Consider the following 21,428-nt stretch of genomic DNA (forward strand, 5'->3'; position numbering starts at 1 on the left):
TTAAATAATGTTGCCATTCGTTCATGGCACTACAAAAAGATCCAACCGAAAAAACAACTATTTTTTAGGTATAAAAAAGACAATGGACTTAGAGAAGACTCTGAGAGAGCTACGAAAGGAGCTTAAATCAGCTAGTATTAAAGATGTTGAAACATACATCACACGGCTAAATAAAGTTCTTGAAGAGAAAAAACTGGAAAAGAAACAAGCGGAAGAAGCTAGACAAGCTGAAGAATTGGCTATACAGCGAATTATTCAATCCGCTCAAGATCAAGGATTAGATTTGGACAATCTTGTTCGGGCTATTCAAGAACCCAAATCCAAACCAAAGTATACCTTTGATGATGAAGACGGCGTTACACATCATTGGTCGGGGCAAGGCAGGACACCTTCAGCTTTAAAAAGTGCTATGAAACGTTTAAACAAACCCCAAGACTATTTCTTAACTGAGAAGAATTAGAGATTAAAGGGGCTTAGCCCCTTTTCATTAGCTTAAATCGCACTTGGATACATCAGGCAGTTCACGTTCTGTCAATTGACGTGATTTGATATTTAAAGGCAACCCTATCATTTGCTCTATGACTTGGCTGCTGACAAGATACCTATTTGCGGAAGACTTACGAACTGAATTTGAATTCGGAAAAACCCAAGCTACATATGAATCACCAGTCTGGATGATTTTCCACCATTTATCAGCGGTTTTTATACCATGTGACTTTATCTGATAATCATTAGAACTATCTTCAAATTTTAACCCGACAAGCACTTTAACTTGTTCGTAATCATCTCTAAAGCATTCTGTTAGATCTTCAGTATATTTCCAGCCAGAACGATTAAACGTTGAAGCTTGTGGATGTATGTTTGTAAAGTAAAAGCTTGCTGATGCTGCACTATCACTATAATCAAGCTGATTATGAGAAATCAAATGACCTCTATCATATGCTACGTTGCGGTATTTCCTATAAGATTTAGTAGATTTCTGTTGGCACTCTAAAGGTACATTTGGATCGAGCTTGAAATCATCACTACGTTTGACGTTACCAGTATCATTACCAATGATCGCCTCAACAATGACAGGAGACTTTTCGTAACAATCATAAAACATTGAAAACCCGTCATACTGGATGCTGAAATAGCGCTCTGGATTGGCAAACTTAGTAAGATCAAAGTTTGAACTTGCTATGGCTGGTTGCACAACTGTGATTGGAAGCACTAATAATGCACATAATTTTTTAATCATGCTTTAGCTTGTCTCCATTCTCTAAAAGCTTTTTTTATGTATATAAAATGCCTAGTCTAAAAAACATGCTAACACTAAATTGAGCTAACATGTAAAGGATTCAGATGAATAGTTGGTTGGTTCAAACGTATTGCTCAATGTAACTCCGGAGAATATAAACTGATATCGAGCTGCCCTTTCTTCCTGGTTAAAGTGTCAACTTGTAAAATGTGTACATAATCAGGTCTAACTTCGCCTTCTCCGTGAGTAGCCGTAAGATACTGCAAAAGATGAATAAGCTGAATGAAGTACGCTTTTAGCGCAACCTGATCGATATCTTCGATAGAAATTCGTAACCCGAGTAATGGATTGGGTAAGTGAGAATTTGCTTCAAAGTATTGTTCAACTCGCTTGAATGATATCCCGCTAGGACCAACGCAAGGTTCATATACCGAATGAGCCTGATCACTTGGTAGTAATTGAGCGACCAGTTTGCATACTTCATCGCTTGTTGGATAGTAAGATTTTGAACGCACTGTGCTAACGCAAAATTCGGCAATTAGGTCCGTTAATGGTGTTTTGTGTTTACCTGAAAGCATCAGCCTTTGGCATTCATGAGTGAGTTCAATTGCTAGACACTCTAATTTCGGATTTCGGCTAATGACTTCGCTAGGCTGTTGCATACCTGTATGTAAGAAGAACCAGTGATGGATAAATTCATTTAAGAAAATATCTCTACCACTAATATATGTAGCTTGCTGAATTATTGCCTTTGAATGTTTGAGCATAACTATCTAATCCAATCATATAAAAGATGATTATTTATAAGATTTTGACTAGTAAATTGCGATAAATTCGGTCTTATCCCGACATTTAAGTATTGAAAAAAGACAGAGAAACGATAGGAAAAAACCGCACTTTTTCAAGTAAGTGCGGCTTCTGTTCGTGCATAGCATTCCAAGATATGGGCAATTAGAAATGCTATCGTTCGATGCACTTTTGAGGGTGGGCTTGGCTAGAGCTATCGTCTTTAACACTGGAATAATTAAAACCCTCATGACGATGGAAATAATCATACATCCTTATCATGCGAGGTCAATATTCGTATGAGAATTATTTGTAATAAATGATTCAATGTGATTTTTAACACTAACCATCAATTTATTATACAGTTTAAAACAAACGCCCTGCCCTAGTATTTCGGAAGCTAATGTTTTTGATGTTGCATTTAAACTGAATGAATCCGGAACAGTCATGAGTTTCTTTTCAAGAATCTCGTTTGGAAAGTAATACTCACCGTTATCTTCGAATACTACGGAATCTTTGCACATCCTATTTTGGGATTTGAGTAATGAATTTGCGTATAAAGACTCTCGGTTAAAAGCACGTAACCGACCACACTCTGCACCTTTCTGAATGCTAGTCGATTTACTTACATTCCGTAGTTCTCCAACCTCGGATTCAATTTCATTCCAAAATGGAGTGGTCCTTCTTGGTTCTTGTGTAGGAAACTCAAATGGTACAGGTAATGTACTTGCAACTGAAAAATAACGCTTACGCGACGTTAGACCACCGTAGTCACGCGAATCTAATATTGCTTCATGAACCTTATATCCCATTTTGGAAAGTCTTAGATTCCATACATTGCCAATATCGGACGATTTGAAGCCCGGAACTTGTTCCAGCACGACTATTGGGAATTGTAAGGCTGAAACGAGCCTTAAGCCATCAATTAGCATATCAATATTACTACTGCACTCATCAATGGCTCTTTGTTTGTCAGCGGGGCTGCAAGCTCCTGAAAACCCATCGCACTGTAATGAGATAGTCAATACCATTGAGTCGTCTTTCCCTATCAGGCGTTTTAGCATCCCGGTAGATATATCGGTGATATCCTGATTAAATACATGCTTGACTTTCAAGTTATTAAGGGCTGTTAAAACTCCACTTTCTGAAAAGTCCTGCCCCTTCTTCTCGTCACGAGCTTCAATAGGTCGCCAATCAAGTAGGCTGTTTATTTGGAATCCAGCTTTAAATGCTGCGTAACCATCAATACCAGAGCTACAACATGAAAAAACAGTGAATGGGTTTTCAGCGGTCATTACCTTGTTAATTCTATCAGCAACAAGGTTATTGATTGGTAAGACGTAAATGCAATCCGGCTGCATGATAACCTGAACATGTGTACAAGTATCTGGAATTGAAGCTAAAATATCCTTAGCAGTACTCTCGTAAGAAACCTCGCACGGATTAGATAACCTTCTTTTATAAGTTCTTGAATATACGTGCTTTACGCGTCTAATTAAGGGGGTACTGTTAAGTTTTCTTATTACATAACCAAGCCCCTCACCGCGACTTTCTTCATATACTTTATCGCCCTTATTGAAATTGAATAAAGGGAGTAAATTACTGCTTAGCTGAAACTTACGCTTTCCGTCTGAATACTGGGTAATCTTAAGCTTCTTTGTTCCGATATTCGGTATATTAAGGTTTACTTTTACTTGATTTTCTAATGCACTCATTTAATTCACCTTTAGTACCTTCTTGATGTATCTATATTGAAGGCAGATGCCAGTATTGTGGTGATTAAATGCCTATTTAAGACACAAATTTGATTACAGTGTCATTAACAAAAACTGACATTAGTAATTTTGTAAAAAATCTTGAACTAATGTCTATTTTTTATATATTCCGACGCCTTACTATTCACCTCTGAAATGAGCTTGATCCGGTCATCTGCATCTTCCATATACGTCAGAAGAGTCTTAATATCTTTCCATCCCCCGGCATCTGCGATGTGGTGTATTTTAACACCTTCCTTGTTAAGATCTTTTGCACGACCAACACGCCCAGAGTGTCCAGAAAAGGAAGTATCAAATCCCATTCTATTAAGAACATCTGAACATTTAACAAAGACTTTATAGATTGCTTGTGGTCTTAAATATTCATCACTTCCCGGCGTAAATGTACTTGAATCTTTCCTGCGACGCGCCTTTGAAGTTCGGGTGCTATTCAAAACGATATCAGCCGATCTTTTGTTAATTCGACCACTTTTAGTATGCCCAAGGAATAATGGTGAATTCATGTCTCTGCTTCTGTTTGTAAGAGACAAATATGTATCCAATACTGAAACTGTCAGTGCTGAAAGTGGGCGGTATTCAACTCTCACACCACGGTTCGTTTTTGTGTAAGTGACTTGTATTAAAGTGACGCCGTCACGCTCTGTAATTTCGTTTAATCGTATCCGAGCCAACTCAGCCTCACGAAGCAATGTATCGTATGCAATAAGCATTATTAATAAATTACGACACTCTAAGCCATTAACAGAAAAGGACTTTTCATAATGCTGATACAATGCAGCGACATGCTCAAGCCTCATAGGATCAGCCTGTATTGGTGAATCCCTCCAATGTTCCGTTCTGTGAGCATAGTATTTCTTTAACGACGAATTAGAAGAACGCATAGTTGTGGGGTCAGGTAGTCCACCACTTATGTGCACCTTTCGAATTGCCCAAACATAAGATTGCATCGTCTTCGTTTTAACCGCGTCCATTTTACTCTCAACAAATCTAGCAAATGTCGCCCCGCTTGCTGGGAATGGAAGTTCACCGGCTTCTTGGCACCAGTTTACCCACACATTCAAATTGGCTTTAACCTGATCGCGAGTGTTCTTAACCTCAATGGCGTTAATTTCAGATTGAATGAGAAGTGATGAAACAACGGGTAAAATTTTGCTTTGTGTAAGTCGAACACGGTGCAATATGCATTCATTGACCAAAGCTCCAATTTCGTTCGGTTGAATCTCCTGATCAGTATTGAGCATATTGAATAGAATTTGGTCTAATGCCCAGGGACTGACTTCTCCCATTTGAGAAAACGTGAACTGATTAGTGACATTGTAACCATTTAAATCTATCAACGATAAGGCGTACTTGTTCTCATGATTTAAATTGGGGGCATCAGATCTTTCGATCAAATCAGTTACCATTCATTCCACCTGATTTTAGTCAAAATTGCTCAACCACCTTGAATAAGAATTTTCATAAGTGGTTGATTAAAAAAGCTTAGTAATAATTAGCGTATATAATCACGGCTATATACGCTAATTATAGCAAGAAAAATCAACGAGATCCCAAATGCATACTGAGTCAGAAAAGATGTTTTTAGAATGTGTATGAATAGGTTTGTCAGAAGGGTAAACTTCACATGAAGTTCAGTGAAATGTAGTAGCGTTCATTAACTAGATCAATGAGGCACCATTCGGTGCCTCATAAGTATGGTCTAAAATAGACCGTTATTAACTAAATGCATTACAATTGCTAGCGCACCACAATAGACCAATGTCGGTGAACTTGCAATTCCGTCAAATATACGAACGACTTTAGTGTTCTGCTCTCTTCTGGCTTTACCAAATGGTAAGTTCGCTAAGACGAAACAAATTATCGAAGTAAGCGCTATCCACTTAGCAAGACCGAAAGATATACTGTTAATTGATACAAGAGTATCAAGTTGATTTATTACAATATTTGATGACTTTTCAAGCTCGTTACTAACATTTTGAATCTCTTGTTGTTCTAATCTTGAGTTTTCAGTAATAAACTCAAAAAATTTCTTATCGTTCCATTTTTTTAGTTCTTTTATTGAATCAATTGAATAATATATGCTGTTATCGAGTGCAATCTTTGGCAAAGCATTTTTATCATTATCGACAAGTTCCAAAGCCAAATTATATTGACTTCGACCGAACGTATACAGCGTCATGCATTGAATTACAAAATTAACTAAAAGTATTGTGATAATAAATTTACCAAATTGCTGTACAGTAAATGGCTTTCTTATATTCATGAGTAATCTCCTTAACTATTATGGATGATACCACTTAAAGTTATTCAATAAAAAATTATCCATAGTTAAGCGAAGATTCAGATGAACCTATAGCATCTGTGATATTAATTTTAAGTAAGTCTGTAAGTGGAAGTGCGGGACTGAACAAAAAGCCTTGCATATAATCACAACCTAACTTACTGATTAGATTGGCAATACTTTCTGTTTCTACCCCTTCAGCGACAACGGTATAACCCAATGCATGTGCCAACTGAATCATGGTTTTAACGATGTTGTAATCTACCTTTGAATCAATGATGTTAGATACAAAGATTCTGTCGAGCTTTACCTGCATTATTGGCAGTTCTCTTAATAATGAAAGTGACGAGTATCCAGTACCAAAGTCATCTAATGAGATCTGATATCCCAACTGAGTTAATCGAATAATTGCATTATTACTCGTCGAATTCATTTCAAATGCCGTCGACTCAGTAATCTCAAAACTGATCATGGTTTTGAATTCAGGAGTATTATGAGCGTGCCATTCAATTAACTCAAGAAGCTTCACGTTTAAGAGATCTTTAGATGATAAATTAATATGCACATTTACAATCGACGTAAACTTAGTTATTTTCTGAATATCTTTTGCAACTCTATTAATTACAGCCGTGGTTAGCAATGATACTTTGTTTTGCATTTCAATAATTGGAATGAAAATAGATGGTGAGTAATATCCACCATTACCATTTGGTAATCTAATAAGTGCTTCTACGCTATTTATTTCTAAATTTTGAGCTTCTAGGATTGGTTGATAATGCACCTCGAATGACCCGGACTTTAGACCATTCAGAATGGATTGCATCTCTGAAGTGGAAATCTCCCCGTTTAAGTAATCACACTCCTTGTAATCTACCGGGCAACATAATCTTTTTGATTCTTTCAAGGCAATATTACATTTCTCAAGTAGGCTGTCCAGATTCTCAGCCTCATTCGGGTAAGTACAATAGCCAACCGAGAGTTTGCATGAAACACTGAAATCGTCGATTAGCAGGTTATCGTTAGAGATAGCCTCAATTGCAGTTATGTAACATTGGATTTTGTGCTTACTTACCGAATCGAGTTTTATTAAGAATTCATCACCAGAAATTCTCCCAACAGTAGCATCATTAATGAACGCTAACTTGAGCCTATCGCCAACATAGCAAAGAACCCTATCAGCGAACTCTCGCCCCATTGAATGATTTATATGACTAAATTGGTTTATGTTCACCAATATGCAAGTCAAACCAGCTTTGGTTGAACAAGATTCATTTAAAGCTGCAATAGTAGATTCTCTATTCAGAAGTTTAGTTAAAGCGTCAGTTGATAATACTTCTTTATGCTGTTCTGCAAGAGTTTGGATCTTTACTAGGTTAGAAAAAAAAGCTTGTATAACTACGCCTGAAAAGAGGCTGATTAAAACCATCATTGAACAAAGAATGATGAATGTTGGTGTGATATTCCCTGACAACGATCGAATAATCGTGACGACATACATAATCGATAACGTTATAAGCATTGCTAACAGAGCTTTCCAGCCTTTGTTAAGTCCAAAAGCCTTTAGTTTTATCAAGCCGTTAAAGGTTATTAATAATGCACTGAGTCCAGTTATGAGCAACAAAATTGCAGTTAATTGTAAATCCATTCCATGTGTCATCTAACAATCAATTTGCTCATTAGAATATCACTTGTAAGATTTAAAAGGTACTTTATGTACCTGGTTAATAAAACTATAAAATCTATTCGATCTTAGTTTCTGGCAACCATAAAGTAACTTCCTATCGAGGTTGCCAGAGGTCAAACCTGACAACAACGTTAGAAACTCACTTTTGGACAAAAGCTTGCTAGTGACTTTGTTAGATTGGCAAACTATCAATAACTACAGGTATGGTAAGTTTACTTATGAAGCCCTGATGCGATGAGTAACATCGCACCAGAAAAAGTATTAGCTGGGTTCGCAGTAAAAAGTCTTTAAGTTAAATCATCGCACTTTGCAGGAGGAAGAACATAAATACGGCTTGAGTGCTTCAATGTAAGTTCTCGCTTAGATGTACATTCGATGTAGTTTGACGTTTCTATACCTTTTCTTAACGAGGTATCGAAATAGTGTCCGATTAAAGCAAAGATTAATGCTCCGAATAGCATTAATCTCAGAGTTAACTTTGGTAGTTGAATGCCATTGGCAATGTTGAGTAATGCCATTGGGATAGAAGGAAGAAAAAAACCAAACAATACAAATGACGACGTATTGTTAAGGTATCCCGATACTCTGATTACGGGGTTAATTCCTACATTTTCTACAGTATGAATTAAATTATAAGCTCCCAACCCGCACCATGACGCAAGTCCTGTAAAAAATATTAAAAATGTAAGTTTCTTTAAAAAATCTAACATGATCAGTCAATTAATGCCTCTACAGTTTCTTTCATTGGCTTAGTGAATTTGTACTTATTATCTAATTCCGATACATATCCACCGATCTTAAATGCTGAATAAACAAACAAACCTAACCCAACTGCGGCAGGTAAAGAAAACCCAAACAAAATCCCAGCACCAGCACGAGCAACCAAAAGCACTCCCTGAGCGGCCACGCCAGCAACTACACCTTTAGCTACATCCGCCGTAAGTTGGCCTACGACTTCGCTTAGCGTCTTCTCATCGTGCAGCATGTAATCAACCGCATTGACCGCACTACTAAACACAAACTCTAAATAGATGTTGCCTCTCAAAAAACGGACATTACCTTGGACAGTATTCAATGCGTGACCAATCTTAAGCATTTTAGGCGTTGCTTGTTGCCAACGGATACCGAGATCTAAATATCGAGGCTTGTAGTTCTCAACCACAATATTCATTACACCATTGATATTGACGGCTTTGGCGGTTGCTCCCCATCCACCAAGCTCTTTAGCGACTTCATAAGCCCCTTTGAGTCCTACGCCAACGCCAGTGTAGTCCTTACCTGTAGAAAGCTGACCGTGTGTGTCTTTGATGAGCAAATCTAAATACTCGTTGGCTTCTTCAACGGTTAGTACGGCAATACTGATGTTCTCTTGCTGTGAGGTGTCCCACTGGTATTCTTTCGCTTGATCCTGTAAGTCCTTATTCCATTCTTCTTTCGTAAGGTCATACGCTTGTTGAGCAGGTTTTCGTTCAGCAAGAACGCGCTCTCTATTTTCAGCCCATCGTTTTTCATCGCTCGCGGTATATCTCAGCTCTTCCTGACGCTCTCGGCGTTGGCGAGCTGCTCTTTCTCTAGTGGTTTTTGGCCTTTCTATAGGGGTTACAGGAGCGGATTCATATCTCATAGAAGTCGGTTTTACTGATGAATAAGAAGGATAATAACAATATTTTCAGTAATTTATCATCTTCAACAAGATAACCTGATGATTTAACCAATTAAATAGGCAGTTTGACAGATTAAACAAACACAATGAAGGCTCAGTAGTGTTGGGTTACATTCTATCGGATAACTTTTCGTAGGGTAAAACGCAAGTACCAAATTTTGTAGAGTATTTATTCCAGCTTATTTTGGGGCAAATGTTAGTTTCAATCTTTGTCTTTCGAGACTTGCTCAATAGTATCAATTCAGGAAAACAGTAAAGGTTGTGATATCACAACAGAATGAGGGCCTTTATTCTATCGATAGTGCTCCCTGAAAATCAGGCAAGCGACCACTTGGTTTAGAATGAAAAGATTTAAGCAGCAACCAAAATGATGATAGGCAATGCGGTGCCACCTCTCATGGCAAAGAAGGTAACTGACGCTGTTTTACAGGCTATTTAAGCAGGAGTTTAAAGGGAATCAGAACTTACTATTCAACCTTGATGATATATAAAAACATTGTAGAATTATTATTAACCTATTGATTTCCTATTGCGTACTGATTGACCATGATATAGGAATATAAAATTAAGGATCAACAAAATGAACGCTGAAAGTGTAGTTTATGGCATAGTTCTTATCTGCCTGTTTGGTTTCGCTATGAAATGGGCTTTTACAGCTAAAACAAACGGCTTTGATGAACGCTTGAAAAGCCTGTTAGAAAATGATGCAAAACCTGCGGCACATAAAGTGCCCATGTCTAAAATCCACCGGGAAAGACTACGCAAGCAAACTCTGACGAATACTGCGAATTCGGGAAGCATCCACTACCGAATGAAGAACGATCCTCTACGTACTCGTAGATAGGCAAACAAGCATATCTTTCAATTGTGTTACCAGATCGATTGTTTAGCGGAGCTGGTGGTAGGTTGGGATGCCGACAATAACCGGGATATTTTTCACCCGACCTTCACATACAACGCAATTCGATGCCAGTCATCTGCAATGTGTAAACGTTCATTTTCATAGCAAGGTTGATACGCTAACGCAATTTGTACACGAGTGTGTATATCATTTACCTAAAGAACTAAATTGCTAAATCATATACTGGTTGAGTCGTTTCAAGCTTTGCAATCTCAATAATTTTACTGTCTAACTTATCTACGTCTTCTAAGCGGTAATCAAGTCTGTCGTTGTTATATATCATCAAAGAATCAATAGATGAGTGCCCGGTATCTTTCATAAGTAATTCAGGTTTTCTACCTGCCGACAACGCGGCGGTAATCCCTGTATGACGCGTACTATGAGCTGAAAGTTCTACAATCTTTTTTGCTTCATCATGGTAGCCATCTTCAATGAGCTGATATGACGTAAGCAAGTAAATTTCCTTAATCAGACCCGCAATTGTATTGGATGATAGATTTGCATCCACTAGACCAGCTTCTCGACCATGTGATGCTGGGCGATGTCGAATAAATAATGGTGCATCCTTCTCTGCGTCACTAGGTAATGGCGTAAGACCAAGAAATTTTCTATACCGCATTAGTGCGTTAATCAATTGCTTACCACAAAGTACCTTTCTTTGCTTACCACCTTTAGCTTGACGGATATTAAAGGTAAATCGAACCTTACCTCCGCTAACTGAATGACGCTCAAAATCGGACATTTTAGGCGAGTATGTAAGGCTGGCTGACACTTCACTTCTTCGCGGAAATGCCATAACCATGAGATAGAATAGGAACCGAGAGCGTTCAAATCTAGCAGGGTTTATCTCACATAGGGCATCGAGAACACGTAAAACGTAGCTCAACTGAATTTGAGATAAGCTTTTATTATCTTTTTCCTCAATACTCACATTATCCATTTTTTTCAGGTTTAGTCTTCGTAATGCAAGTTCTGCAGGATTGCGATGACAAATATCTTCATCCGCTAGATACACATAAAATGACGATAAAATGGACAACTGGCGCTTTACCGTCGAGTCCTTTCGAACATATGGTTCATTCTGTTTCGTTTTGAACGGTCGCCATTCTGGATTCAATTCTAACTCACCGTATTCTTCAACTAACACAGATGCGGCTTTGCAGTTAATCAATTCGGTTGGAGGTTGGTTGCAAAAATTTATAAATGAAACCATATCAGGGCGCTTAACCTCTCGAACATCCAGCTCATTTGCCCAGACCCAATTTAGGTAGCGCGATAGCTCCATTTGGATCGCATCATAATTATTTTTATTGGTCAGGTGCTCTGTTAGAAAGTCTGTTGCGCACTCATAAATCATTTGACGATTAGGGTCTGAACGAAACAGCTCTAACAGACGTGTTCTAAACGATGGAACAACAATGTTGTGGTACTTAAAAGGCAAAAATAAGGGCAACATATTTTCTAATTTCATTTTGAATTCCATTTTATTCAGTACACTTCATGATGCCACAGTCTAAACTGGGAAAAATAATTTGACTCTAAAATTAAACAGTGTAATCTAAATGGTGACGACAGGATATGCTTTTCACTCTTCTTGTCGCCTAGCCAACTGACGTTTTGACCCTTAAGAGGGTACTTAGATTCGGTCCAACTTTTTTTTCAAGTGATTAAGTTGGACCTTTTTTTTCTTAAGTCAGACCACCATTCGTCATTGAACAAGTTGGTAATGACAGAGTTTTGCTCCCATAGACTTTACTCAAAGGTTAGTAGCACACCTAATTTGAATTGTCCTGGGACTTTAATTTGAGGCATTGATTGTTTGCGTTTTCCATGTCTCGAATTAGGGAAAAGCCCGAGGTTATAAGACTTCGGGCTTTTTACCCTATGTGCACTGATCAACTGTAGTGTTCCCTTTCGCAGATTTCTTATCAGTACCTTTTGCTTTCTGCTTTCTCTCTAAAAGCACAAGCGCAGTGTTAACGTCATCGATGTCCTCATTAATTAACATCTTTATCAACTTCTCAGTGAATGCTGGTGGTTTGCATAACAACTTGATGGATTCGGGGGTTAATTTTTCATAATTGACAAAATTTAGAATAAAAGAGGTGGGCGCAGGTCTTTCACCAGTCGCTATATGAGTGACGGTTACTGCAGGAATGTCCAAAAGAAGTGCAATTGCTTTGTTGGTCATGCCGCGTTTACTCAACAACGACTTGACGTTAAGCCCAAAGATTAGGCGTTCTTCAACACTCAACCCCTTAATAAGTTTCTCAACATCAGTATAGTTACTGCCGCTACTTTCTTTTCTCATGAAATTCCTTTCGTGATCAATAATTAATTAGCAAAAGCCCAATTATATTGAAGTATAACATCAACAATTAGAATTGTTAATAATTAACATTGCATGTTCAATATCTAGTCACATCACATCAATTATAAATTCAGATACTCGACATAAAAGGTATATTTTATGAGATACTAAGCTATGTTATCAATTTCAATAATCAGTTCAGGAAATGTCCGAATGAAGCTTCAACAACTTATCCCCCTTTCAATTCTAATCGCTGCTGGTTGTACAACAACAACTGACCTACAAAGAGAAAGCATGTTGGAAAACCTAAATCAGACGCAGCACATGGTTATTGGCTCGGAATCGGCATCAATTGGTGAAATTTCAATTGAATACCAACAAATGGATGACGCTAATCTAGTACAAAAGCGAAACATCACAATCTTCATTAATGAACTGCCATTAAGGGTAAAAATTGACACCTGCGAAGAGGCAAATCCATTGCAGGTTAGCTGCCCGTCGAATTTTCAACTTATCAAGCATGGCGATTATTATTTGTACACATCAGAAGTCAATTTCCTGAAAGAACTAGAGAGACGTGGAGATACAATCCTCCCAACGCACGTTGTCCGATCTATTCATGGTGTGTTCAGGGGTTCGTTCAGTGACGAGGAAAGCGGTTTCGCCGACCAGTTAGTCAATTCTGATAAAAAAATTGGCAATGATTTCCCGAAAGTAATCACTACAGTAACTCTTAAGTAACAGGGAACTCCAATGAAAAGGACTTTAAGTCTAGTACTGACGGCAAGCTCGTTGTTAGCGTGTAGCTCAAGCAAAACCATAGTGCCGATGGTTACTCAAGAGTTCGGTGAGCGCGATAATGCCATTGCGAATGTGACTGTGTTTGTTAAAGACATGGTAGAAAACAAGATGGCAACTGGCAAAGTAACCTTCAATATTGATTCGTTCCCTTATGAACAGCAATATAACAATTGTCACATCAAGATGAATGACTTAACTCGAGATTGTCCAAGTACATTGCGCATTGAAAACAGTGATGATGTCTACCGTATAGAACTTAGTCATAGCTATATAAGCTCAATAGCTTTAATGGATAATGTTGTGATGCCACATGTCAAAGTGGTTGATTTCTCGAACCGGTATAAATTGTTACCAGGAGAGGATGGAAGCCAGTATGTAACGATTCATGACGAAGGCTCAGAGTCGGGAAATCAGAATTACAAACGAGTACAAATCGCGGTTAGGATCAACAATCGGTATTCCCCGAACCTTTACTAACTAATAAACGCTACGTTGCCACTACCCAGGTAAGAACGGTAGTGGCACTATTACCGCGACGAGAATAAGAGTTACCCCACCAAAGATATACAACCGCTTTTTTCTGATTTCTGATTTGCTATCGAGAGTTTTAAAAGCAGCCAACACAATCAGTGACACACTAAAGGAAGTGATATTTTTAAAGGATAGGTCATTAAAGCAAGCCATCCCGGACCAAGCAGCCAAAAATGCAATGAGATAATGGAGACAGAGGCTAAGTGTCGCCTCTCTGTTTGGAAGCTTAATTTTCATCATGATGATTGCCAGCATTCGTATTTTTTAAACGCACCCTAACACGGTATGGTTCTACGTACCGAATTCTAACAACATGTTGGGTGTTTGCCCAATATCTCTCACCGTACACTTGAACTTTTAATCGACCATCCGGCATAGATTTCAGAATATGGCATTTCATGTCATAGGTTTTGCCATTCTTACCAAACGCATGTCGACAAGATAATAAGTGAGTCGCAGTCTCAGCCGATAATTTCTCCATTGTCATCCCTTTTAATTTTCGTCGATTTTATGGTATCAGACCTAATCTAAGATTAACCATTTTTATTTAAAGATTCCCAGTTTATATGTTGAGCTAACTCTAAATCGAATTGGTTACTTTGCATACATTCTATTAAAGTCTTGGTATAGATTATCAGCCCCGCGACCAGCAAATAGATCGAGTAACTGGCTGGTATCGAGCGTTACTTTAAACCCAATTTCTTCTTCCTTTCTATTTATTTCTTGAAAGTCCCTGCCCGACTTAACTTTCGAGTAATTGTTTAATTTATGATTTCAACTCTGTTGATAATTAACACTCCAAACCAACTCATATGTGCATAGCCCCCCTGCTCGACCGAAATTAATGAGAATGAAATGGAAAAGAATGGGAATAGAAATGGAAAAATGATTCTAGCAGCCGAACGCGTGGGTTGAGATGGGCGTGATGGGTCTGACTCTCAAATAGAATGTATGCAACCATACTTGTGTTTAGACGCTAAGTTTGCCCATAGTGCATAAATTATTGTTTTTAAATGGTGAATTCTAAACCGAGAAAGTCATTACTGTGCTTAGCTCCCTTAGAAAGCCCCTTTTTAATGGCTAACTATATTGACTTACTGCCGTTCTACGCGAATGAAGTAACGCCAGTTTTAAACCTGTCACTCTACTTACCGGTGTCGATGTGTATTGATAATTGTCATTTGCTTGACTTTCAATAGTTGAGCATATGCTAATGTATCTTGATATCCCCCCCTCCTTACTCCTCAATGTGCCGTTTAGGATTGCATCGATTGGCTGGGTGATTCAATTTGTAACATGTCCAAGAGAATGGATGATATTAATTACAACTTTAATGAATTGATTAATTTCAATGAGCAAGCATTCAATGAAGTACTTCATTTTGTATTTGTTATTGCATACATCACATTCATTAACCCTAAATGGTTATTTCATATCTCACTAATTAATGATGTTGAACTCATCTTTTCGGAAATCTGGATTTAAGACAAAAAACCCAAACATGAGCTTATTAGGAATGCAGATTTAGTATACTTGATAGTTGCTTTGCATAATTAAAACATACGACTGTATTTTCTAAATGCAAGCTTTCTCAATTGTGTCCACCGAGGAATTATCATGTCTAAAACATTGAAGAACAAAGTAACTAACGTTTCTAATTCAGAAAAGTCAGATGGGAAGAATTTGTTAAAAGAGCAAGATGTAATAACGAATAGTAAGCGTGAGAGAATTAAAGCCGCAGTTCAAACTTTAAGGTCACTGTTCACCAAGTTACCCTTAGAGGTCGGTACTGGTAAGGAAGTTCGTGAGATATTAAGGTCACATGGACATAGTCACCGCGACTCAAGCAATGCTATTTATCGCTTTACATCATCAAAGCTATATTTACTTGCTATTATCAACGGTACGGTGCGGTACAATCCTGACGGTACACCGGGGAGCAAGATCACCGAACAGCATCGGAATGAAGCCCTTTTACGTTTAAAAAAATTGAGAACAAAGACTGGTTCGAAAAACAGTAGCAAGTAAGTTCTATGTGAAGATAGAAGGATTTGGCTCAATGGATTGTGTTACGGCGTCACTCAATTCAAGAGTTATCTTTCTCAAATTGTTAGGCATTCTTGACAGTTCAAGAATGCCGTTGACCGAGATAAGTAGCTGATGATGAATTCAATGGTCATAACCCAATATGATTTTCACCAAAATTAATATCATGGCAGAGATCTGCTATGGCTCCTTCAGCGGTTTCTATATTCTCCCCACCAGCCATCCACCCGGCGTAATTATTATGTGAATAATCGGACCAAAGTTGCTCAGCTTGCTGTAAAGAAATGTCATAGCCATTATTTCTTAATGCTAACTGCACATTGCAACATACGGAATAACGGTCTTGTCGAACAACATAGTCATTTTCAGTTTCGTCTAAATTTGCAATCAAGTCAGCGATTGTATCTTTATAATCTGCGAGTTTTCGCACCTAATACCTCCGTGTTGCTCAATAACTGCGTAAAATTTGATTTCAAAACCTCAACGTCTATTACGATCTAGATTTTCTCTAGCTCGTTTCGCTCTGCGATGATTTTGGTACAACCCATTGTTTGCAGAAACGCTAGTCCTTTTCTGTTTGTGATCACTATGCTTTGACTTATTAGAAGATAAATGCTCCTTATCAAGAATAGCTGATAGCCATTTATCAAAGGAACTTGTGTCAGCCTTACATGCCCAAAAGATAAAAATTACGAACCCAACCAGAAGTATGACACCAAGCCCTGCCCACTCATTCCACATAACTGCCCCTAGTGCCTTTTAAGGCTGTTATGATGATAGCTTAACGTGGCTGCTCCAACCATGAAGAAACTTACTATAAACGAAGCAAACCAGCGATATTTTAGATACTGATTTATCGCAGTGTGACCATCAATGGGAGTTGTTGCGGTCCAAGCGAGAATAAAGCTAATTATTGTACAAACGGCTAATAGTACAGTAACCACAATGCCCAACTTAATTTTCCAGTCAAATATCGAATAAAACATGCTACCTTCCCACTTAAACCAATAGTTCTTTAATCCTGGTGTTTAAAGCTAATGAAATTCGCCTTTGATATTCATCGAGTTTAACCGCGTCAATTAACCCGGCGGTTGCCCAACCAGTTACTAACCCCAAAAAATATGTTCGTTTGCGGTCCATTTCTTCACTACTTTTCCAAGTTGGTATATCGATATCAACTAAGTTTTTTATGAATGCTTCTGCCGTAGACGGCGTATGCACTATTACGTTTTCAGTTGCTGGTTCAAATGTTGCACTAAGGGCTAGCTTCGCTTCTAAGTTGGCTCTTTCGTAACTGTTCATAAATATCCTTATTCAAATTCAATTAAAGTGATTTTAGTAACATCTCAATTGAAACTACCCCTTGTACTCTGTAATTCAATTGATGTGAGAAAGCGACCAGAATGTCACTCATCATTTCTTTGTGCTGTTCAATCAAATACTCGTATTCAGCAATTGAATCATGAGCTTTAAAGTGCTCTGAAAGTTGCAGTAAGAAAAGCTCTCTCATTACTGCGTTAGACAAATCCCAACCTTTAACTTCGCTATAGTATTTAAGGATTTTCTGACGTGTTTTAAGCTTTTCTTCGTCATAATAGTCATCAATAACCCGTTTAAAGCGTCCAATTTCAACAATAATTTGATTTGGGTTTGTCAGTTTCACCTTTTCATGATCATGGCATAGACAAAACTCCATATCACTCAATCGACCGTTCATTTTGTGAATGAGTGGATACTTTAATTTTGGTGTATTAACTTGCTGGGGTGCCATACGACGTTGCTTTACTAATAACTTGTGACCAACTGTAATTAGATCGTGAGAATGAATACTAAAAGATGCATCGAAAACCTTCTCTTCCATCGCTTTTGCTGAGAAGTTAGTGATATCCTGCATAGTTTCAAAAAAATGAATACTCTGCCCTTTTAGGACTACCTTATCAAATACTGAGAGTATGGATAAGGAAAACAAAGTCATGATATTCGCTAATTCTTCCTTACGACGAGGATCGTTAAACTGATCTAAGTTGGTATTCAGTACTAGCTTATAAAAAGCTTCAGTCGCTGAATCCAAGTCATTCTCTTCTGCTAATGACATTAGTTCGTCATACCAGATTTCAAAATAATCATCATTTATCGCGTGATAATGGATTAGCAAGTCATAATCGAACTGACAGACTAAACTAAGAGGGAGGTGAGGTACATTAAAGATCAAACTAGGGTTTGAGGCTTCCATTCGTCCACTTAACTTAAACTCATCACTAAAAATTCCGTTATTGTTCATAGTTTCACTTAGTAGAGTATGAATATTGGTTAACGATCAGTCATGTCAGTACAAGTGAACGTTACTTCACGCTTAATGACATCTAAATCGATTTGATAGTTCCCTGGATATTCTGCCTGTAGTTCGAGCAACCCATCTAATAGCGTATTTGCTTTGTTGGGTAATCCGACCTTTCGTTTCGAGCAACGTTGATCTAGGCTGCCAACCAGGAATGTATACCCTGCTGATTCAGAAAGTAGCCGTACATAACCTCCCAGTTCAACAGCCAAAGGTTGATTCCAACTTTTTAACGGTTGATTCACTGGCATTGCATTACTTTCTAACGAGTACAATGTGATAGCCCAAACAATGAGGGATGTAATTAGAGATTTTTGTTTCTTCATACTTAATACAAGCCTTAATTTTATCGCTTAAATAGACTAAATTTTTGAGTTTTGGTTAACTACTGTCAAAACGTTTGACTTAACCGCTTCAAAGTCGAAAACCCAAACATAGTCGTCTAAGTTCCATGATTTATCGCCATATGAGTTTATCCACATGCGTTTGAACCATTTTTTAGGTTTGTCGTACCAGCTTAGCCCAGCGTCAACTGCCATAGCTTTTGCTTCAGCTTCAGTTGGCATCCCTTCTGCAATTGCATCTTCATCAGTTATATCTTTTAAGCGTTGTATACGAACAGACTTAACTCTCAATGTAATTCTGCTAACAAATTTATTCATGCTGATAGGACTATGCCATGCACTTACCGCATCCCCAATATCATTCTCCCAGATGAACTCTCCGTCACTACGGTAGATAACATGTCCGGAGTAATAGCCAGAACCATACTTAAGCTCGCTGATCGGTTGCGCGTCCCTATTCGGAACCCAGCTAGAATGGACACCGTTTTCATCCGTACAATGCGATACCACCCCCCAAGTTTCTCGCACCCAAATATGATCACCGACTTGACAAGGTGCAAATCCACTTAAACAACTTTGTGCTGTAGGATCTGTTATAGACTTAACCCCTAATGTTACCGCCGCAGATTTAAGCTTAGTTATGTCTTCAATACTAATTGGTCTACGCGTAACACTCATTCGATCGTCCAACAATGCCTGAACCATCTTTCCTTGAAATACCATTGGAACACTCTTCACCCTCACCCCCAGATTTATTAAGCTCTGATAACACACCACATAATGTACTATTTGTATTATTACTAGTTAGAGAATAATTTCCAAATTTATTTCAGGGTGCGATTAATTTCATGAACACCATATAGTTATTACTAATTTATCGTAAACATTTCGCAGCATTAATTGAAAAAAAACCGCCATTCGTGGCGGTTAATCTATGTTCAGCATGTGATGAAAGTTATCTCTTTATCATACTTAAGTATTATTCTGGTCTTTCTCTTTAGAAGAACCTTCTTGGTTAGCCTTTTCTTCTATTGTGTTCTTAAAATTGTTAAACCTCACTTTTGTAGCCAGGAGTGCTTTTGATAACCAATTTTTAAATAAAAGATCCATATATTCATGTTTGGGATTCAGGTTATATGGTCTAAAAATGAATATGTTCAAGCAGATAAATCCCAACAGTAAGATTGATGAACTTGCAGTTACCGAAGCTAACGCTAATTGTGAGACTTGTGCAATGTCAGACACTTCAATCTTACTCATCAACTGACTTCCACCCATCAACCTAATGACTTCACTTACATCGCCGTAGAATTTGAAAAAATGATAGTATAGATACATCAATGTAAGTACACCTATCCCTTTGGCTACATGCTTTGGAACACCAAGTGCGCAAGCAAACGAACCAACAAACATTAATAACGGCACAAAGTATCCGTAGAAATCTACGCCACTAATTGATTGAGTAGTCCCCCACACGTTAAATGTTAGTAAAGGCACAAAAGAACCAAATAAAATCATTACATATGAAAAAGTTCCAAACTTATTGAGTACCTTAGCGATAAGTAAGTTGTTACTGCTTAACTTAGTTTTCATTTATTTATCATCCTTGATTATTGAAGTGTAATCACAAAAAAATTATGTAACGTATATTGAACTAGTTATATACATAAGATGTATTGAGTCAATGAGTTAAGTCTCATTTTTTAGTAAAAGTTGAATCTCTAATATTTACTAGTCTTGCACATAGGCTACAGTCTAACAAATTTTAGAAAAACGAAATATCACGCAATAATGCTCAACTTTAATGATAAGCTATGATCTAAAGAAAACATCTACCCTTGGACCAAGTATTTACATCTCATAGCTGCCAAAATTGTGTAACTCTTGAGTCTAAAGCAAAGGAACAACAGTCCAATGAAAGCACTTTTAGTATTACCTATGATATTTTTCATCTCATCGAATGTGATAGCTTCCAATGCACATCAGAACGTAACTACAACCGATGAACCAGTATACTTACATTCGGTTGAATTGATGTCTGTAGGCATTACACCAAGTAATCAGGGTTGTGTAATTTATGACTATAACGGGAACAAATTAACATTCCCTAGTGTAGAAAGCTCGCGGCTTGTCATCGAAGGCAGGATACTTTTCAACAAGGAATGCCTTTCGTTTGATGTGAATGGCTGAAGTGGATTAAACCAATGCTTAGAGAAATGTTTGAAGACCATACGGGATACATATCGAGTGAGAAGGTAGATGGCGCATTATTTAAGGCAAACATTACTGATATCCCAGATAAGTACTTCTCAAAATCAGGAATGAACAAGTTACTTTCAGAACTGGGAGTGAAGTTCACCAATATGTCCTATGTAAAGCCAAGAATGGATACTCCCTGTATGTATGGTTCTTGCGAAGTCTTAGGTGATCCTATTGCTGTTGAATCATTACTTTCATGGAAGGATCTAAAAAGCATAAAGCAAGGTGATGGTGGCATTTTCAGTATTGAGATATTTGTTCAATATGAAGGCTCATTCTTGTCTCGTCTAATGGTTACTTGGGATGTCGAACAAGTTGACATAGAGTCGATTCCAATGTCTCCAATACTTTCCCTGATCACGAATGAAAACCAAAGCCTTGACGCTATTTCTCCAACATAAACGTTAAACTCCTTATCAAGAATCGCTTTCATGATAAGGAGTTTTACTATCTTCAGTAAGTACCTCC

Annotated in this window: 22 protein-coding genes; 6 read left to right on the plus strand and 16 right to left on the minus strand. The window is 37.8% G+C overall.

Annotated elements, in window-relative coordinates; translation table 11 throughout:
- Positions 1-82 precede the first annotated feature (82 nt).
- Positions 83-460 carry an H-NS family nucleoid-associated regulatory protein gene (locus ACF8EG_RS16685; RefSeq protein WP_171055902.1) on the plus strand — a complete coding sequence of 126 codons (378 nt, stop codon included), beginning with the start codon at positions 83-85 and terminating at the stop codon, positions 458-460.
- Between the two features lie 27 nt (positions 461-487).
- On the opposite strand, the gene ACF8EG_RS16690 is transcribed toward ACF8EG_RS16685, so the two are convergent.
- The 8 genes from ACF8EG_RS16690 to ACF8EG_RS16725 form a co-directional block, all read right to left on the minus strand.
- On the minus strand, positions 488-1,240 hold the full coding sequence (locus ACF8EG_RS16690) for a DNA/RNA non-specific endonuclease (protein WP_025767473.1): 753 nt from the start codon (positions 1,238-1,240) through the stop codon (positions 488-490).
- Positions 1,241-1,374: 134 nt separating this feature from the next.
- Positions 1,375-2,007, minus strand: a complete 633-nt coding sequence (locus ACF8EG_RS16695) for a hypothetical protein (RefSeq protein ID WP_258486459.1) — start codon at positions 2,005-2,007, stop codon at positions 1,375-1,377.
- Positions 2,008-2,304: 297 nt separating this feature from the next.
- The gene (locus ACF8EG_RS16700; protein WP_392419590.1) at positions 2,305-3,741 is read right to left on the minus strand and encodes a DNA cytosine methyltransferase; all 1,437 of its coding nucleotides are present in this window, start codon (positions 3,739-3,741) and stop codon (positions 2,305-2,307) included.
- A gap of 146 nt (positions 3,742-3,887) precedes the next feature.
- Positions 3,888-5,207 carry a tyrosine-type recombinase/integrase gene (locus ACF8EG_RS16705; protein ID WP_138937806.1) on the minus strand — a complete coding sequence of 440 codons (1,320 nt, stop codon included), beginning with the start codon at positions 5,205-5,207 and terminating at the stop codon, positions 3,888-3,890.
- Between the two features lie 293 nt (positions 5,208-5,500).
- On the minus strand, positions 5,501-6,064 hold the full coding sequence (locus ACF8EG_RS16710) for a hypothetical protein (RefSeq protein WP_138937805.1): 564 nt from the start codon (positions 6,062-6,064) through the stop codon (positions 5,501-5,503).
- 55 nt (positions 6,065-6,119) lie between these two features.
- The gene (locus ACF8EG_RS16715) at positions 6,120-7,727 is read right to left on the minus strand and encodes an EAL domain-containing protein (protein WP_392419593.1); all 1,608 of its coding nucleotides are present in this window, start codon (positions 7,725-7,727) and stop codon (positions 6,120-6,122) included.
- Positions 7,728-8,053: 326 nt separating this feature from the next.
- On the minus strand, positions 8,054-8,476 hold the full coding sequence (locus ACF8EG_RS16720) for a hypothetical protein (protein ID WP_086046987.1): 423 nt from the start codon (positions 8,474-8,476) through the stop codon (positions 8,054-8,056).
- Positions 8,477-8,478: 2 nt separating this feature from the next.
- Complete coding sequence (locus tag ACF8EG_RS16725; protein ID WP_392419595.1) at positions 8,479-9,390, minus strand: hypothetical protein; 912 nt, start codon at positions 9,388-9,390, stop codon at positions 8,479-8,481.
- Between the two features lie 619 nt (positions 9,391-10,009).
- Between ACF8EG_RS16725 and ACF8EG_RS16730 the strand changes: the two genes are divergently transcribed.
- Positions 10,010-10,273 (plus strand): hypothetical protein, encoded by a 264-nt coding sequence (locus ACF8EG_RS16730; protein WP_392419596.1) that lies wholly within the window; start codon positions 10,010-10,012, stop codon positions 10,271-10,273.
- A 220-nt stretch (positions 10,274-10,493) separates the two neighbouring features.
- Here ACF8EG_RS16730 and ACF8EG_RS16735 read toward each other — a convergent pair whose 3' ends face one another.
- Together ACF8EG_RS16735 and ACF8EG_RS16740 are read right to left on the minus strand one after the other, a co-directional pair.
- A complete protein-coding gene (locus ACF8EG_RS16735) occupies positions 10,494-11,801 on the minus strand; it encodes a site-specific integrase (RefSeq protein WP_171055900.1) in 1,308 nt (435 codons plus the stop codon).
- Between the two features lie 411 nt (positions 11,802-12,212).
- Positions 12,213-12,641 (minus strand): hypothetical protein, encoded by a 429-nt coding sequence (locus tag ACF8EG_RS16740; RefSeq protein WP_392419597.1) that lies wholly within the window; start codon positions 12,639-12,641, stop codon positions 12,213-12,215.
- 213 nt (positions 12,642-12,854) lie between these two features.
- Here ACF8EG_RS16740 and ACF8EG_RS16745 point away from each other — a divergent pair, with 213 nt between their 5' ends.
- The 3 genes from ACF8EG_RS16745 (at position 12,855) to ACF8EG_RS16755 (ending at position 16,001) form a co-directional block, all read left to right on the plus strand.
- Entirely contained in the window at positions 12,855-13,382 is a 528-nt protein-coding gene (locus ACF8EG_RS16745; RefSeq protein WP_392419598.1) for a hypothetical protein, read from the plus strand.
- Positions 13,383-13,394: 12 nt separating this feature from the next.
- A complete protein-coding gene (locus ACF8EG_RS16750) occupies positions 13,395-13,919 on the plus strand; it encodes a hypothetical protein (RefSeq protein ID WP_392419599.1) in 525 nt (174 codons plus the stop codon).
- A gap of 1,671 nt (positions 13,920-15,590) precedes the next feature.
- The gene (locus tag ACF8EG_RS16755) at positions 15,591-16,001 is read left to right on the plus strand and encodes a ProQ/FINO family protein (RefSeq protein WP_138937797.1); all 411 of its coding nucleotides are present in this window, start codon (positions 15,591-15,593) and stop codon (positions 15,999-16,001) included.
- 148 nt (positions 16,002-16,149) lie between these two features.
- On the opposite strand, the gene ACF8EG_RS16760 is transcribed toward ACF8EG_RS16755, so the two are convergent.
- The 6 genes from ACF8EG_RS16760 to ACF8EG_RS16785 all read right to left on the minus strand — a co-directional run bounded on the left by ACF8EG_RS16760 (position 16,150) and on the right by ACF8EG_RS16785 (position 20,294).
- A complete protein-coding gene (locus tag ACF8EG_RS16760; RefSeq protein WP_258486437.1) occupies positions 16,150-16,449 on the minus strand; it encodes a hypothetical protein in 300 nt (99 codons plus the stop codon).
- A 569-nt stretch (positions 16,450-17,018) separates the two neighbouring features.
- Entirely contained in the window at positions 17,019-17,321 is a 303-nt protein-coding gene (locus ACF8EG_RS16765) for a hypothetical protein (protein WP_025767490.1), read from the minus strand.
- Between the two features lie 22 nt (positions 17,322-17,343).
- Positions 17,344-18,300, minus strand: a complete 957-nt coding sequence (locus ACF8EG_RS16770; protein ID WP_258486434.1) for a hypothetical protein — start codon at positions 18,298-18,300, stop codon at positions 17,344-17,346.
- Between the two features lie 29 nt (positions 18,301-18,329).
- The gene (locus tag ACF8EG_RS16775; RefSeq protein ID WP_025767492.1) at positions 18,330-18,683 is read right to left on the minus strand and encodes a hypothetical protein; all 354 of its coding nucleotides are present in this window, start codon (positions 18,681-18,683) and stop codon (positions 18,330-18,332) included.
- A 36-nt stretch (positions 18,684-18,719) separates the two neighbouring features.
- Entirely contained in the window at positions 18,720-19,424 is a 705-nt protein-coding gene (locus ACF8EG_RS16780) for a hypothetical protein (protein ID WP_392419601.1), read from the minus strand.
- 249 nt (positions 19,425-19,673) lie between these two features.
- Positions 19,674-20,294: a hypothetical protein gene (locus ACF8EG_RS16785; RefSeq protein ID WP_258486429.1), complete on the minus strand. Its 621-nt coding sequence runs from the start codon at positions 20,292-20,294 to the stop codon at positions 19,674-19,676.
- A gap of 611 nt (positions 20,295-20,905) precedes the next feature.
- Between ACF8EG_RS16785 and ACF8EG_RS16790 the strand changes: the two genes are divergently transcribed.
- Positions 20,906-21,361, plus strand: coding sequence for a hypothetical protein (locus ACF8EG_RS16790; RefSeq protein WP_138937792.1), 456 nt, complete (start codon positions 20,906-20,908; stop codon positions 21,359-21,361).
- Positions 21,362-21,428 lie beyond the last annotated feature (67 nt).

The sequence above is a fragment of the Vibrio sp. YQ_11 genome (genome assembly GCF_043103065.1).
In the GTDB taxonomy this organism is placed as follows: Bacteria; Pseudomonadota; Gammaproteobacteria; order Enterobacterales; family Vibrionaceae; genus Vibrio; species Vibrio parahaemolyticus.